Annotated in this window: 20 protein-coding genes; 1 reads left to right on the plus strand and 19 read right to left on the minus strand. The window is 46.2% G+C overall.

The window, feature by feature from the left end:
- Positions 1-11 precede the first annotated feature (11 nt).
- From A7975_RS11840 to A7975_RS11895, 13 genes are all read right to left on the minus strand, one after another.
- On the minus strand, positions 12-494 hold the full coding sequence (locus tag A7975_RS11840) for an HIT family protein (protein ID WP_053376922.1): 483 nt from the start codon (positions 492-494) through the stop codon (positions 12-14).
- Between the two features lie 45 nt (positions 495-539).
- Positions 540-1,082, minus strand: a complete 543-nt coding sequence (locus A7975_RS11845) for a DJ-1/PfpI family protein (RefSeq protein WP_053376923.1) — start codon at positions 1,080-1,082, stop codon at positions 540-542.
- 66 nt (positions 1,083-1,148) lie between these two features.
- Complete coding sequence (locus A7975_RS11850; RefSeq protein ID WP_053377884.1) at positions 1,149-1,538, minus strand: tautomerase family protein; 390 nt, start codon at positions 1,536-1,538, stop codon at positions 1,149-1,151.
- Positions 1,539-1,923: 385 nt separating this feature from the next.
- Entirely contained in the window at positions 1,924-2,292 is a 369-nt protein-coding gene (locus tag A7975_RS11855) for an MmcQ/YjbR family DNA-binding protein (RefSeq protein WP_255314264.1), read from the minus strand.
- A gap of 214 nt (positions 2,293-2,506) precedes the next feature.
- Positions 2,507-3,100 (minus strand): YdcF family protein, encoded by a 594-nt coding sequence (locus tag A7975_RS11860; RefSeq protein ID WP_369688917.1) that lies wholly within the window; start codon positions 3,098-3,100, stop codon positions 2,507-2,509.
- The gene (locus tag A7975_RS11865; protein WP_065385230.1) at positions 3,093-3,482 is read right to left on the minus strand and encodes a DUF5071 domain-containing protein; all 390 of its coding nucleotides are present in this window, start codon (positions 3,480-3,482) and stop codon (positions 3,093-3,095) included. The genes A7975_RS11860 and A7975_RS11865 overlap by 8 nt, the downstream gene beginning before the upstream one ends.
- A gap of 164 nt (positions 3,483-3,646) precedes the next feature.
- Positions 3,647-3,745 carry a VOC family protein gene (locus A7975_RS35400; protein WP_369688918.1) on the minus strand — a complete coding sequence of 33 codons (99 nt, stop codon included), beginning with the start codon at positions 3,743-3,745 and terminating at the stop codon, positions 3,647-3,649.
- A gap of 29 nt (positions 3,746-3,774) precedes the next feature.
- On the minus strand, positions 3,775-3,993 hold the full coding sequence (locus tag A7975_RS11870; RefSeq protein WP_065385231.1) for a VOC family protein: 219 nt from the start codon (positions 3,991-3,993) through the stop codon (positions 3,775-3,777).
- A 214-nt stretch (positions 3,994-4,207) separates the two neighbouring features.
- Positions 4,208-4,594: an SAM-dependent methyltransferase gene (locus A7975_RS34470; RefSeq protein WP_065385232.1), complete on the minus strand. Its 387-nt coding sequence runs from the start codon at positions 4,592-4,594 to the stop codon at positions 4,208-4,210.
- A 105-nt stretch (positions 4,595-4,699) separates the two neighbouring features.
- Positions 4,700-5,164 carry a pentapeptide repeat-containing protein gene (locus A7975_RS11880; protein ID WP_141680278.1) on the minus strand — a complete coding sequence of 155 codons (465 nt, stop codon included), beginning with the start codon at positions 5,162-5,164 and terminating at the stop codon, positions 4,700-4,702.
- Positions 5,165-5,372: 208 nt separating this feature from the next.
- Entirely contained in the window at positions 5,373-5,924 is a 552-nt protein-coding gene (locus A7975_RS11885; RefSeq protein ID WP_065385234.1) for a hypothetical protein, read from the minus strand.
- A gap of 219 nt (positions 5,925-6,143) precedes the next feature.
- On the minus strand, positions 6,144-6,581 hold the full coding sequence (locus A7975_RS11890) for a hypothetical protein (RefSeq protein WP_053376929.1): 438 nt from the start codon (positions 6,579-6,581) through the stop codon (positions 6,144-6,146).
- Between the two features lie 259 nt (positions 6,582-6,840).
- Positions 6,841-7,719 carry a LysR family transcriptional regulator gene (locus tag A7975_RS11895; RefSeq protein ID WP_065385235.1) on the minus strand — a complete coding sequence of 293 codons (879 nt, stop codon included), beginning with the start codon at positions 7,717-7,719 and terminating at the stop codon, positions 6,841-6,843.
- 113 nt (positions 7,720-7,832) lie between these two features.
- Here A7975_RS11895 and dapA point away from each other — a divergent pair, with 113 nt between their 5' ends.
- Positions 7,833-8,717 carry a 4-hydroxy-tetrahydrodipicolinate synthase gene (gene dapA, locus A7975_RS11900; protein WP_065385236.1) on the plus strand — a complete coding sequence of 295 codons (885 nt, stop codon included), beginning with the start codon at positions 7,833-7,835 and terminating at the stop codon, positions 8,715-8,717.
- Positions 8,718-8,787: 70 nt separating this feature from the next.
- Here dapA and A7975_RS11905 read toward each other — a convergent pair whose 3' ends face one another.
- The 6 genes from A7975_RS11905 to hemE all read right to left on the minus strand — a co-directional run bounded on the left by A7975_RS11905 (position 8,788) and on the right by hemE (position 15,358).
- The gene (locus tag A7975_RS11905; RefSeq protein WP_065385237.1) at positions 8,788-9,651 is read right to left on the minus strand and encodes a DUF92 domain-containing protein; all 864 of its coding nucleotides are present in this window, start codon (positions 9,649-9,651) and stop codon (positions 8,788-8,790) included.
- Positions 9,652-9,701: 50 nt separating this feature from the next.
- Positions 9,702-10,442 carry a glycerophosphodiester phosphodiesterase gene (locus A7975_RS11910; RefSeq protein ID WP_065385238.1) on the minus strand — a complete coding sequence of 247 codons (741 nt, stop codon included), beginning with the start codon at positions 10,440-10,442 and terminating at the stop codon, positions 9,702-9,704.
- 30 nt (positions 10,443-10,472) lie between these two features.
- Positions 10,473-11,786 (minus strand): CapA family protein, encoded by a 1,314-nt coding sequence (locus A7975_RS11915; protein WP_065385239.1) that lies wholly within the window; start codon positions 11,784-11,786, stop codon positions 10,473-10,475.
- Positions 11,787-11,887: 101 nt separating this feature from the next.
- Positions 11,888-13,336, minus strand: coding sequence for a protoporphyrinogen oxidase (hemG, locus tag A7975_RS11920; RefSeq protein ID WP_141680279.1), 1,449 nt, complete (start codon positions 13,334-13,336; stop codon positions 11,888-11,890).
- A 5-nt stretch (positions 13,337-13,341) separates the two neighbouring features.
- The gene (hemH, locus tag A7975_RS11925; RefSeq protein ID WP_053376936.1) at positions 13,342-14,295 is read right to left on the minus strand and encodes a ferrochelatase; all 954 of its coding nucleotides are present in this window, start codon (positions 14,293-14,295) and stop codon (positions 13,342-13,344) included.
- Positions 14,288-15,358 carry a uroporphyrinogen decarboxylase gene (gene hemE / locus A7975_RS11930; protein WP_053376937.1) on the minus strand — a complete coding sequence of 357 codons (1,071 nt, stop codon included), beginning with the start codon at positions 15,356-15,358 and terminating at the stop codon, positions 14,288-14,290. Before hemE ends, hemH begins: the two co-directional genes overlap by 8 nt.
- Positions 15,359-15,524 lie beyond the last annotated feature (166 nt).

Below are 15,524 nucleotides of genomic sequence, written 5' to 3' on the forward strand. Positions count from 1 at the left end.
CAATCGTCAACTCATAACAATCCTTTTCTTAGCTTTTCTATGCTTTTGATCACATAATTGTTGTTATCCTCATTGTTCATCTCGGTTCTCGCATGCCGAAGCGCAGGCCTTAATGATTCAACCGATTGCCCAAAATGCTTCATCCACTCATAACGCGGAACCATCCACAAATGAAAATGATGCGTAGTGTCTTCATTGTAAAAGTAATACACATGATCTATTTTTAGCTCATTTCTTTGAACTTCACGTATCCTCCTTATCAGCTGAATATATCGACTAGATTCCTCCTCCGTTAGCTCATCCATACAATAGAAATGCCGCTTTGATGCCAAAATAACTAATCCAGGGATCGGATAAGCCACATCCTGATGGGCATGAAATAACTCATCCTCATAAATGACGCCACCTGCTGGTTGAACTAAGCCGGAAGTAACTGCGCAGCTTAAGCATTCGACTTCTAACTCATCTCCATTTGAGAGTATGACTTGTCTCATTTTCAATCCTCCTGAATTCCTTTTTCATAGAATACTAGACGACTCTCAACTATCACTCGCATACCATCTAGGATCATACGTTAGCTTTAACATGTCACCCAGCCTGAGCCCGAACTCAATAAAGCCCCTTCCTCTTGCTGTAAGGAGATTGCCGTCTTGAACAACAAGCTCCTCGCTATAAAGCTCCTCGTCAAACACTCCTGTTTGGGCCCGATGCTCTGGGAGCATGCCTATCGTATACCTTTTGCCCTTTAATAGGCCGGCCTTCGCCAATAAATAGGGAGAGCTTGAAATCGAGGCGATGACAAGATCCTTCTCCGTAAACTTTTGCAAAAATCGAATTACATCCGCATTTTCAAAGAGCGTTGAAATATCCATGCAGCCCGGCAGCAATAAACTGTCTATCGTCGAAGCATCCACATTGTAAATCGTCTTATCTGCTACGCAGGTTAAATCGGATTCTCCTTGTATCGGGCGATCCGTTATTCCGATTGTCGTGATCGGATGATTTCCTTGCTTTAAAACAGACAGCGCTACCGTTAACTCATACTCACTAAAAAGCGGATAAAGCAAAACACCTGTTGCCACGTTAGCCACCTCTTCCTCAGCGCATAATAAAAGGCAACCAAAGTTGGTCACCTTAAAAACAACTCTCTATACATTAACCTTATAATTAAGTTTCAACTCATCTCCAGGCAAACCGCGAATACCCCAATTCGATTTGGGAGTCTCAAAAATGGTAATTTCTAAATCCTCCGGTGAAATATGAAAATGGTTATTCAGGCTCTCGAAAAGCAACCGAATCAACAGTTTTTTCGAATCCGCCGAACGACCTTCAAAAATGCTTATTTCAATAATGGTATAAGCATCCGTCCGCCCCGGGGCGAAATGAAAATCTTCTTTGTCCATAGGAAAAAAACGATGAAACTTCTTATCCGCTGGAAATTTAAAAGCTTCAACTACACAGGAATGAACGACTTCCGACAATTTTTGTTTAATGGGATTCAGACTTTCCTTTAAGCCATACATCTTTACTTGAGCCATGCTCCTCATCTCACCTTTCTCTTCTCCACTATTCTCAGCTAAGCTGCTTCCAATATCATCCTAATTATAGCATGGGATTTGGAAATGGGAAATGCTAGGTTGTTGGCGCTGCCAAGTTGGTCATTGATTCAAAAGCATGCAAACCTCTTCCAGCTTCAAACCACGTGACCCTTTTACTAACACGATATCGTTCTTATCTAGTATACGAAGGCACTCGTTCGCTATATCATTTTTAGAGGTAAAATGCTTCGTTTGTCCTTCAAAATCTGAATCAATAAGTGTATCTGTAATTACTTTGCTTATATCTCCATAAGAAAAGACGGAATGGATTTTTGAAGTATCGAAGTATCGATACTTGTTTTAACGTTATTTTCATATAACCGCCTCATTCAGCATCGACAAATTGCTTCACCAGACGCTTAGGCGCGGCACGCAAATAAGCTTCTTTAAGCAGGACGCCCATCTCTTCCCAATCTTGCGGATCGCTTATGGACACCCAGCCGCGATGACCGATATAAGCTGGTTTAAAAAATCGCTCCTCCTGCAGTAATATCTCCTGCGTCTCTAAATCTGACTTGAAGGTAATCCCATAGTCGCTCATCATGATAAACGACTTGTCTTTCACCTTAAACGTATTATGTCCGTGCCCATCTATTAAATCTACGACCTCAGGCAGCTCCTTGCAGATGAGGCGAACCTGCTCCAGCATATTGATTCCTTTAGCTGTTTTCATTCCACTCAAATCGTGTCCCACAGTAGCCCTCCTTAAAATATTATTCCTCGTTTACTTCTTTCGCGATATTAGCTGGTTTCACCTTTTCCCGCTTCTACATGTTAACTAGTCTGGATTCTTAATTGTTTAAAGAACTCTCTCATGGCTTCTACCTGAAGAGTATTGACCTCAAACATTCCATTCAGTCGTATTGCATTAGATTGATTAGCTACATTTTTTGCAATTTCATATCGCATTAATGAATGTTCACCCAATTCGGAATATGATGGGCAAAGTATTTACCTATCTTTTCGACTTCCGTCATGTTCCTTCTTATGCCCTCTTCTGTTAAAAACCAATTATCCTTACTGATGCCTGTCTTATCAATAACGGGGGCAATAAAAAACTGCGTTTCCTTTGGGAAAACCGTTTTATAGGTAAGAAGTGCCCGGCATGCGTGCCCCGCCTTACAAGCTAAAATCACTCTGTTTGCTGGAATGCCATTCGCTTGTATAAGCTCCCACGAGTACCTTGCGTTCTCAAATGTATTGGTAGCTTTATCCTCTTTCATGATCGCTTCTTGCGGTACACCTAGCGACAATCCAATTTCGTTTAAAAAATCCCATTCGGTTGTATCTACGTTTTTTGTCGCCCCTCCCGATGGAAGGATTAGCGGCGCCAACCCTTGGTGATATAATTGCGCAGCTTTTTCCATTAATTGAGGTTGGCTTCCCCCAGGCACAAGAATAAGATCCGCCTGTTCAATCTCGGTTTCTAGAAATATGAACTTCGTTATGGGATCAAATGGGTATGGCATTTTATGGCTCCCTCCAGGATTATAATCATCCATACAGGCTATTCAAAATATGTTGAGCAGCCTCATCTACCTCGCTATATTTATCAGATTCGCTTGGATTACTAGTGATCTGGATTAACTCATGTTCTAACTCTGCTATTGTTTCTTTAGGCAGCTGACTTACAAAGTCTGTAAGCAGGAAGTATTTCCATTCCCCATCGCTTGTGTTCAATACGTATCTAATATGCGGCAGCAGATCTTTATTAAACGGCAGCAAGATTTCTCTTACATCAAATGCTATTGGCCAGTTACTATCTTGAAGCCATTGCATCAATTCTGGAATGATCGGGCGAATGCTTTCTATGTCCCTATTTTTTAATTTTTCTATTCTTTCAAAATCGCTTTTGTGCTCAGGGATAAGCTCTCTTACGTCCATCTTCCACCTCCGAAAACACTGAATTGCACCTATATTAACACACCGTCCAAGCACATGGATGCCGCTAAAAATGAACATTGCATCGTTTAAACATGATCGCTTTTAACCATCAAAAAAAAGGAGCAAGCCTTTCAGCTGCCCCTTCAATATTGCCTTCCTACCGCCTAATCCTTTAATTCAATCCGGTTTCCTTCGGGGTCAATAACGATGCCGATCGTACCCCAATCGAAGCTCTCTACCTTAACCTGCACTCCACGTGCCATTAGCTCTGATACGGATGAATCAAAGTTGTTTACGTTGAACCGGATGACCGTCGGGTTTTGCGATCTTTTTTTTCTTTATCGGAGGCAAATCCCTCTTCTTCAAGCATCAGATAACTGCCTCCAAAATCAAGAATAGCTAACTCCTTACTGCGCTGACGCACCTTCATCCCCAGCTTTTCAGAATAAAACGCCAATACGGATTCATAATCCTCGCAAAAAAGAATAATACCCGTTTCTCTGATCTCCATCAGCTATCGCCTCCAATCCTTTATTTACCTATCATAAAGGATTTTGTTAAAGAGAGCGTCCGTACAATGCAGTAGCCATTCTCTACTTCTTTAGTCGCAATTTGTCTCGTTAGATCGATTTATTTTCTGGATGCCTCATACACGAACTTCTCTTTGGCGTGGCTTGGTCGTTTTCCATACTCGAAATCAGCGGAAATCGATACATATACAAAACCTACGTTTTCCAGCATGCACTTAAATTCTTCCACCCCATACCACCGCAATGCAAAACGCTGCAATTCCGTTTGAACGAGCTCACCGTTACGCCATTTGGCAAGTGATTGATTGCAGAAGCGCTCCACTTCCCTAGATCCGAGCTATTGTAGTCGTTATCCGGCAAGAACAAGTCCAAAATAAGCCTGCCGCCAACTTCCAGATGATCATAAAATCGTTTTAAAACCTCGATTGCTTCTTCACGGTTCTCGATTAGCAGAAATGATCCAGCCGGAACAATAATTGCCTCATATTTTCCAGGCAGAGCAAGGTCCTTTAAATGCGTACCTCGAAAATTACTGCTTCGTACGCGGATTGAATGGCTCCCACTATAATCACTCGCTTTCATTCCATGATTTAATTAACATAAGCTCTTGGTAATCTATTGGCAATAGTAGAGAATGATTATACGTATAAAATACGCTCCGTTGATCGGGCTTTTTTATTATGTTGTTTAAATTTTGATATTTTTGATTAACTCCTCGAGAGAGTATCCGTTAATCGTTACGCCTGTAATATCACAATCACTAATTTCCATATTCGTTAAATTACAATTTTGCAACCGAATATTTCTGAGATCGGAATTTTGAAAGCTAATTGGTTTATACTTTTCTTCCGCATCGTAATTCCCATCACCTGGCTTGGGAAGCACTACATTTTGAAATTCAGCGCCAAATAAATGGACATGATCAATCTTCAAATGACTTAGATTCGCATCTTTGATTTTGGTCTCCGTTAGGTTAGCATCTGAAATGCTCGTTCCCGACATGTTCACATCGTGAAAAACCACGCCGCTTAGATTAGCATTTTTTATTTGTGTCCCTGCCAAGCTTACATTGTCAAAATGCAATGCCTCCGCTTTCACCTCAACAAATTGCGAACCGGATATATCATCGTTTTGGTAGGTTACCTTTGTCATTTGAATTTCTCCTTTTAAATGAATAGTTTCTATCTTATTATGATGCCGTGAATGTTGAATATCTATTGGATGAACAAATAAAACAAGTGAAAAGAGCTACACCCACAGCGACGTTTTATAGTCTCTTCTCAATTGTTGAATATTTGTATAAGAAAACAACTGGTTCTCACAATTATCGTTAATCTTATGAACTATAATAAAATCAGGATTATAAATGTCTAGATCCATAAAATCTTTTGTAACACTTATAGATCCCAATAAATATCCATTGAATAATATGGTAGAACACAGAGATAGAAATAGCAGCATAAAAATCTTTAATATAAACACCAAAAACGGTGTTGGCAAAAAAATAAATGATTAGACTGTCAATCACAATACTAACCACTTGCTTTGTATATATCGACATTTCTTTTTTCAGCTTATACCTAAAAAAAGCAAAAATAATGGGATGCACTAAAGTTTCAAAAAAAATGAACCCTAGCATAACAACTAAAGAAAAAGTAAAAACTCCTCCTGTTTTGCTGAATTCAAGCAATCCGCCTGTTTCTGCAAAGTACTTAAAAAACAATCCATACAAATACGCAAATCCTATAATTGGGAAAACAATAAATATTGAGAGGGTTGGAACCAACCATATTCTTACGCTTAATGGAGGTATTTCTTCTTGATCTCTACGTGCAATATATCTTATGAGAATGTTCATACTCATGAATAATAGAAGTAGTAACGAAAGTAATAGTAAGTAGTTTGGATTCATATCGTTTTACCACCTGATATAAAGAAGTAATAGGGTTATCAAGCATTCGTGAAAGTTATTATGATATAAATCAATGACCTAACTAAAACCAGCGCCTTGTAATTCATCATTAATAATACCACTATTTTACATCATATGTTAAGCGATATAAAAAATAATACAAATCACTGGTTTTAGTTATAACAGGTCAAGGTTAAGATTTAGAAACACTATAAGGGCTTATATTCCAGCAAGCCAAACAACGACTTTAGCAATTTCGTATGCTTCTGCAGGAGGTATTCCAATCGCAACGAGTCCTGTTGCAATAATATTTTCCTGCCAGTTCGTAATAGAGTCAAGAAAATCTGCAATTTTTGTAGAATATTTAGTTACGAATTTTCCTGCTGAGGGGCTTAATTTTTCAAGTATCTTTCCAAGGTAGGAGCCTCCATAACGTAATGCAGCAGTAATTGCCTTTTTAATAACATTCGAGATGAGATTATTTGTTTGATATCCTCCTGCAGCATTAGATCCAGACACAACTGTGACCTGAGTAGCCACAACTGGTCCGGTTTTTGAATTTGCTGCAAAAGCAGCAGCAGGTGCAATTAGTGCACCTATCAATAACGAAAAGGCTAATACTGAAGCAATCATTTTCTTTTTGAAACGACTTAACATTAAGTAAACTACCTCCCAATAAGTTTTTGAAGTATACTTCATTTTCAATAATATACTAATATTGTAAATTTAAAAATAGTAAAAAAGGCTCAATATGAAAAATTTGTAAGTAAATTCGACCTACAAGGCTTTTAGCGTTTAGGTGGCTTATTGGCCATATACCGGTCTATCCTTATGCCATCAAAATTTTCACAGTTGAAAAGATATGCATATGCTTTGTACGATCAATAGGTTTTAGAAGGCTAGCCGACCGCTTGCATTACCCCGCCGTCATCTTCAACATCTCAATAAACGCAAGCAGCGAATGAGACATCCACTTCTTAGGGTGAAATACTAACTGCAAATCCAAACGGATGTCCGCATGTCGGAAAAAAAGATCTGCCAGTTCTCCCCGCCTAATCTCTTCTTCAACGGCCATTTTAGGCAAAAGAGCGATTCCTGAGCCAGCCATCACGCATCTTTTTATCGCTTCCGGGTTACCGAGCTCCAAGCCGATTCGATACGTTATCCCATTTGCCCGCAGTACCTTCTCCAGCATCATGCGATAATTACAGCTCGCTTCCGCCATAATCCACTCCGCCCCATTTAAATGGGCAAGCGCTACTTCTCCTAGCTTCGTCAAAGGGTGATTTGGACTAGCAATCAGAACGAGAGGCTCTTCTTTAATCGTAATCCAGGTGAGCGCTGGATCGGAAGGTTTGTTTTCCAATAGGAGCCCGATGTCCATTTCGCCTTCCTTCACTTTATTGACGATAACGGACTCTCGGTCGGGTTGAAGCCGAATGGCAAGATCGGCATATTTATGCCGAATTTGCTGGATTAAAGGCGGCAGATAATAAGAAGCCAAGGAATCAATCGTCCCGATCGAGATGGCTCCCCCGCCTTGCTCCGTCAACCTTTCTTTGGATTGCTGATAGAGTTCGAGCATTTGAACGGCTATCTTCAGCAGCTCTTCACCCGCCGAGGTAAGCCGAAGGCCTCTGCCAAACCGTTCAAACAGCTGGACACCATATGCCCGCTCCAGCTTTTGGATCTGCGTCGTAACGCTTGACTGCGCATAACCAAGCTCCTCGGCCGCCCTTGTAAAGCTTTGGCGCAAGGCGACCTCGCGGAACGTTTGAAAATAAACCAACTCCATATTTTTCGCCGCCTCATCATTATTATTGATACTCCACATCAATTATTATAGATAACATTGATACGAAATGCCATGCTAAAGTAAAGTCACAACGATCACTAGGAGGTAAGACGATGTTAAAGGAAGCAGATTTAAAAGGTATTTTTGTGCCGGTTATTACACCATTCAACACGAACGAGGAGCTGGACTTGGATTCGTATCGCCGATATTTACAAATGTTATGCGCACATGAAATCCAAGGGTTAATCATTAACGGGACTACAGGAGAATCGCCTGCCGTCTCATGGGAGGAGGTGGAATCGCTCGCATATGTCACAAAAGAAAGCCTGAATGGCGCCAACAAACAGATGCCGCTTATCATCGGTACAGGCACGAATCATACTCTCTCTACCGTCAAACGGACAGAAGCGGCAGGACAACTAGGCGCTGATGCCGTTCTCGTCGTGACGCCCTATTACAGCCGCCCATCGCAGGAAGGGATCGTTGAACACTTTCGGAGGGTTGCGCAAGTCGGCGTGCCCGTCATTGCTTATGAGGTGCCTGCCCGTACCGGAATTCGGCTAACCGCTGATACGATGCGAAAAATTTTGGATATAGAAGGGGTAATCGGTTTAAAAGACAGCTCCGGCGGGACTCAGCTCATTACGGAATTGAAAAGCCGCGTTGCGAAACCTATTCTGTGCGGGGAGGATATTTATTTGCTTGAAATGCTGGCGCTTGGTGCCTCTGGCGGAATCCTCGCTTCAGCGAATGTGCAGACGGACGCGTTTATCGAAGTCATTCGGCTTGCGAGCAGCGGCAGCAGCGCGAATTACCTTAGAGCTAAACAGCTATTTGATTCCCTGACTCCCTTAATCCAAAAACTATTCCAAGAATCCAATCCGTCGCCTTTAAAATGGATGCTTGCAAGGCAAGGGATCATCTCGTCTGATACGCTGCGCCTGCCGATGGTTTCGATTACCGAGGAGCTGCAAGTTCAATTGGAGCAATTGCTGTAGCATAAAAAAAGACTGCCTCGGATGAGACATCATCTCGGGCAGTCTTAGAATGAAAGGTTATTCGCCACGGTCATAGAAGCAGTTGACCGATGGCCCATGCAAGCGCGCCTGCAAACAGCGACGACAGCAGGTTCACCCTGTCGTTGTTCAGCCAGGCGAAGCCGCGCACTTTCTCCGCCGCGCTGCCGCAATGCACGGCGCGCTCGGTTTCGCTGCCGCATACCCGGCAGCGATACATGGCCTGGCCCGTTGCGCCGAGCAAGGAGTCGGCGAAGGCACCGGCCAGGCCGGCGGCGGCCGCGGCGGCGATGTATGCCGCCGCCAGCCCGCCGCCAGGCGTACCCGCAGCAGCCTCTGCAGGCTGCGGGGCCGCCAGCAGCAGCGCGGCAACGGCGCCGATGAACACGGCGCCTGCGAGCGCTGCTGCGCTGCCGAGCGGCGTGACTCCGCCGCTCGTTCCAGCAACTACCGGCTTGCCGCTCGTCACCGATCGCGGCGCCGTCTTGCTTAAGGCCCCGATCTCGGTGGCCCAAGTATCCGCGTTCACGGCAGCCATCACGCCGATGTACGCGAATAGCCAGCCTTGATCCGGCCACAGCGCATTGGCGGCGCATAGGAGCAAGCCCACGCCGCCGTTAGCCCATACTTGCCCCGCATCGCGGCGGCCGGTCTTCTCGTATTTCGCTTCTGCCGATGCCTTGGCACGATGCTTCCGCTTCCACTTCGACCATAACGTCGAAGACACAAAAAAACCGATCAATAAACCGAACCAAACCGGCTCGCCCAGCGTGACGAAGCCGGTTCCCATTATGATCGCCGACCAAGCGCCCGAAGCGGACAATGAGCGCGCACGGTAAGCAGCTGCAGCAATAAGACCGCTTCCGATTAAACCGGCAAGCAGTCTTAACCACCATTCGTCCAACAATCCAACCATCTAACGAGCAACCTCCTGCTTTTGCATCAACCGAAGTATGAGCTATCCCTCTATCTATTCACACTCTTCAAACGTGCCTCGTGCCAGCGCTCCGGATAGTTGGTGCAAATCATCAAATCAGGATCAAGTTCAGCAGCCTTCCGAATGGCCCGCTTCTCGTTGATCGTCCAAGCCATTACCTGAATGCCAGCGCTCTTCAGCATGGCTATACGTTCCTTGTTTAAACGCGAATAACCGATGGAAAGAAAATCTGAGCCTAGCTCCTTAAGCTCCTTCGGCAGCGTATTGCGCCAGCCGTCAATTATAAGTCCGGTACGTATTTGGCTGGAGAGCTTGCGGATGCGGTACAACGCCCCTTCATGAAAAGAGGTGATGACAACTTCCTTCTCCGCATTGTAGGCTTGTATGCATTCCAGCACCTTTTCCTCAATCAACGGATACCGGACGCCATCCGTCTTCAGTTCAATATTAAGCTTGCAATAACCGACCGCTTCCTTAAGCACCTGATCGAGCGTTGGAACCCGTTCCCCTTGATACTTTTGCGAAAACCAATTGCCCGCATCCAGAGATGTAATCTCTGCAGCGGTTTTGCTTTTTACATCGCCTTTGCCGTTCGTCGTTCTGCGAAGCGTGTAATCATGGATGACTACGGGGATATGGTCCTTCGACAGATGAACGTCAATCTCTATCCATTCTACATCGGGATCAGCAATCGCAAGCCTAATAGCAGCCATCGTATTTTCCGGCGCGCGGCTAGACCAGCCTCGGTGCGCTACGCACGGATTTCTCATTAAGCGGTCATCCTTTCAACGAGTATCCATTTATTTAGAAACAATCCTGCCATCCGCTTCAAGCTTCACGCCAAAAGAAATGGAAGATAAACGATCGAGCAGCGCTTTCCCAGCTTCCGCTTCAAGCGGTGTCGGCTGCGCATTCACCGTAAACATCGGATGGAAGGTCATCTCGCAATCGCCGCTTTTTGTGCACAGCGCATCCAGTACCCCAGTCTCACCCGCCGTTTCCTTTGGATACGAACTAAAAATAAAGTTTCCTAAACTGTATGCAATCCATTTGCCTTTATACATTTCAAAGCCTTGCAGCACATGCGGATGGCTTCCGATGACAAGATCCGCTCCTGCATCAATATATTGCCTCCCATAATCCTTCTGATATGGCTCCGGCTGATCCACGCGCTCTTTGCCCCAGTGTACCATCACGACAACGATATCCGCCTGCTCCTTCGCTTTCTTAATAGCGGCAGTTGCACGGTTAATATCGTAGCTCTCGGCTAAACCAGGCGTGTTTTTATCCGCTTTCCATGAACCAAAAGGTATCACTTTACTAATGCCGACATAAGCTACCTTAATGCCCCGCACCTCTTTGATAACGGGAGCATACGCCTCTGTATCGTTATTGCCCGCACCCATATGCGATATTCCTGCATCATCCAAATGCTTCATCGTATCTTGCATGCCCTCAATACCTTGGTCAAGCGCATGATTATTGGCAAGGCTCATCACATCGAAGCCCGCATCGCGTATCGACGGCAGCACATCCGGCGAGCCTTTGAACACATAAGGCGTGCCTTCGACCGGAATGCCTCTAGTTGTGACAGGAAATTCTAAATTGCCAGCCGTAAGATCCGGCTCGCTTAAGTATAGTAGAGCAGGCTTATACAAAAAATCATAACCCTCGCGTGCCGTGATCGCGCTCACATAATCAGCGATCAAGAGGTCACCGACGAAGGAGAGGCTGATTCGTTCCTCATCACTTGCTGGGGATGATTCCGGTAAAACAGCGGTTTCGTCATTTTCATTATCAGGCGCTGCATTGGTACTGCCATCATCGCTTCCGTCATTCGTTTCATCCGCTGGAGTTACCGCCTCATCGGCGGGTTTACCACCCTTGTCGGCTCCATCCGAGCTAGGCTTCGCCGCCTCAACTTGCTCCTTCTTGCCACTCCCGGCAAAATCGAACAGATTTGAAAGCTTATCTGAATTCGCTGCGGCAAGCCATGCGCCTAGCACAACTATGATGACACCAAGAAGCGTGAAATTAACGATTAAGAGTCTTCTAAGCCTTTTTTTTCGTTTAAGCTTGTCCTGCTGATGCGTTTCGGACCGTGATACGTGCATGGAAGATGGCTCCTCTACGATAAAGTTAGTAGTCCGTCAATCGTCAGACTCTTCCATTATAGCAAGGTTCCACCTTCCATGGGGAAACAAAATCGCGTATCTTATTTTAAAATAGCTTGCGCAGCTTCCTTGCCTTGCCGTATGCAATCCGGAAGTCCCACGCCGTCAAATGCAGCGCCCGTAATCCAAACGCCAGGCAAATCTCGTTCAAAACGTTCCCGAAGCTGCTTCATATTCGATAGATGTCCCACCGGATATTGCGGCATCGAGCGCGGAAGTCTCGTAATTTCCACAAACTCAGGCTCCGCTTTAATGCCCATCGTTTCTTCGATATCGCGCCGTACCGCTTTTATCAGCTGAGCATCTGGCAATTTCACGCTTTCCTCTTGTCCAGACCGGCCAACATAGCAGCGCAGCAGCACTTTATCGCTTGGGCTTGTGTGCAGCCATTTGTTCGATGTCCAGGTGCATGCCGTTATATGAAGCCCCTCCGAGCGAGGCACCACGAATCCTGATCCGTCAAAATCAAGGCCGAACGTCGATTTATTGAACGCCAGCACCACATTGGCTACCGATACATAATTAATCGCCCGCAGCTCGCGGCAATCCGTCAACGGCTCAAGCAGCTCCGCTGCGTCATAGGCAGGGGCGGTCATCACTATTCGATCAGCCGGCAGCCTCTCTCCGCTATCCAGCACAACCTCATAACGAGCCTCTTCACTCTGCTCGGATGAGCGGTATCCGTCATTTCGTCTTATTTCCGTCACCTTCGTGCCCAGTCGTCTTTGCGCGCCGCTTAACGCTTTGTCTAGTGCCTTAATGAGCGTGGACAAGCCGCCTTTAAACGTCAGGAAAGTGCCTCCCTTCGCTGCGGCAGGCAGTGCGCCCGCAGCCGCACCAGCCTTGCGGTTAAACATCATGCCGCGAATAAGGCTGCCGTGCTTGCGCTCCGCTGCCGCAAACTGCGGAAAGGTTGCCTGCAAGCTCAGCTTTTTCAAATCACCTGCATAAATGCCCGCAAGCAGCGGCTCGGCGATTCGGCGCATCACTTGATTGCCAACCCGTCTCTCCAGGAAACCGCCAAGCGACTCGTCGCTCTGTTCTTTGCGAACTGGCAGCACCAAATCCTGCAATGCGCGCAGCTTGCCGCCCCATGACAATAAGCCCGTCTTGACGAAAGGCCCGATCTCTGTAGGGATACCGAGTACGAGGCCTTGCGGCATCGGGAACAGCTTGCGCTCATGCAAAATATACGTTTTTTTCGCTCCCGGATTAGTAGCCGTCAGCTCGTCCTCAAGCCCTAACTCCGTTGCCAGATCAATAATGGCCAGCTTGCGCGCCAAAAAAGAATCCGGCCCTTTCTCGATGACGAACCCGTCACGCTGCAGCGTATTAATTTTTCCGCCAAAGGCAGGAGCACCGTCTACGATGGTTATTTCTATCTCCTTGCCTTGCCGCTCCGCTTCCCGCTGCAAATAAAAAGCGGAGCTCAGTCCGCTGATCCCTCCGCCAATAATGACAATTCGATCAGGGTTTCCGATTCTCCGCATCTCATTCATTCCTTCCCTTGGCTGTCCAAAGCCTCGATGACCGATTCTGCCAATGTTTCCATATATAATGGATCGCGATTAAGCATCGCAATTCGATCTAGAGTCATGTCAAGCTGCTTTGCAGCGGCCTGCGCTTCAATATCAAGGTCATACAATACTTCTAAGTGATCGGACACGAAGCCCACTGGAGCTACGAGTACCGCTTTGACGCCTTCCTCTGCAAGCACCGGCAATGTTTCCAAAATATCCGGTCCGAGCCAAGGCTCCCTTGTCCGGCCCGCGCTTTGCCAAGTAAACTGCCAATCCTTCACATTAGCCGCTTTCGCTACCGCTGCTGAAGTTTCAAGCAATTGCTGCTCGTAAGGATCGCCAAGCTCACGAATCTTCACGGGCAAGCTGTGGGCGCTGAATAGCACCTTCACCTTTTCTTCCCCATCCGTAGCGGCGGCAAGTCTGTCTAGCCCAGCAGCTACACGGTCCGTTAGCGCTTGAAGCAGCTTCGGATGCATATGGTACTGCTTGACGAAAGTCATCGCAATGCCTAGCTCCTTCGCTTTCTCTTCTGCACGCTTCATGTAGCTGCCTACGCTCATCGTCGAGAAATGTGGCGCCAGCACGATGCCTACTGCCCGTGTAATGCCGTCTTTCGCCATTTGCTCCACGCCGTCTTCAATATACGGCTTTGCATGCTTTAAGCCCTGGTAACAAGCGAACACGCCTGGTGCGAGCTGCTCCAGCTTGTCCTGAAGACCGGCTACTTGTCCGTTCGTATTTTCACGCAGCGGGAAAACCCCGCCCACGATCGCTTCATAACGGCCTTTGAGCTCGGCAAGCAGCTCAGGCGTTGGAGCGTTGCCGCGTCTGATATGCGTGTAATACGTTTCCACGTCATCCATGGACTCCGGCGTTCCATAGGACATAACGAGTACGCCGATTTGTTTCGCTTTATGCTCAGACATGACTTGCCTCCTTTTGGCTGCGTGCCGCGATTGCTTTCCTTGAGTAAGATTGAACAAATGTGGTCAACTCAGCCAGCTTCTCTATTGATGCTTCTGGGAACAAGCCATGGCCCAGGTTGAAAATAAAGCCTGGCTCCTCAATGCCGCTATCGATAATTTCTTTCGCATACTCTTCAATAACGCTAATCGGCGCTGTCAAAATCGTAGGGTCCAGATTGCCTTGCACGCCAAATCCGTTATCCAGTCTGCGGCGGCCTTCCGCGATCGATACACGCCAATCAAGACCGATCACATTCGCTTTCACTTGATGCAGCTCAGGCAGCAGTTCACCGGAGCTTACGCCTGGAAAATAGATTTTCGGCTGCGGCAAATCCGAAAGCTCCGCAAAAATCCGCTCGATTGTAGGCAGCACGAATTTACGGAAATCGGCAGGCGTCAATGCGCCCACCCAGCTGTCAAACAATTGAAATGCCTTGCCGCCAGCAGCCATATGCGCACGCAAATAAGTAATGACCATATCGCCAAGCTTGCGCATCAGCTCATGCCATAGCTCAGGCTCGCTGTACATCATTTCTTTCGTCCGCAAATAGTTTTTTGAAGGTCTTCCTTCAATTAAATAGCTCGCAATCGTGAATGGCGCACCCGCAAACGTAATAAGCGGAACCTCTAGCTCACGGTCTAGTATACGAATCGTTTCGATAACATGGCCAAGATCGCCTTCCACGTCAATAGGCTTCAGACGTTCAACGTCAGCAGCAGTACGGATCGGATTCGCGATAACCGGGCCGATATTCGCAACGATATCAAAATCGATGCCGATCGAAGCGACAGGATTCATAATGTCCGAATATAAAATAGCGGCGTCCACGCCCAGCTTACGAATCGGCATCATCGTAACTTCCGCCGCCAATTCCGGCTGCTTGCAGATTTCAAGCAATGAATATTTTTCTTTTATTTTGCGGTAATCAGGATCGTATCTTCCTGCTTGTCGCATGTACCATACAGGTATTTGATCTACGTGTTCCTTCCGGCAAGCCCGTATGAAACGGTCGTTATAAGACATTCCCGTTCCCCATTTCTATGTATTTTCCTATGTTTCCATTATGCCCTTTTTCATCAAACCTAACAACCGCCGCCAATCGACTTCCTATGACAATAGTATGACAATCGGCATTTGGTTGCATGAAGGATCTATGAACATGATCACAGACCGAACAAAAAAAGAAGCG

Origin of the sequence: Bacillus sp. FJAT-26390 (genome assembly GCF_001682865.1) — a bacterium.
Classification (GTDB): domain Bacteria; phylum Bacillota; class Bacilli; order Paenibacillales; family Paenibacillaceae; genus Pristimantibacillus.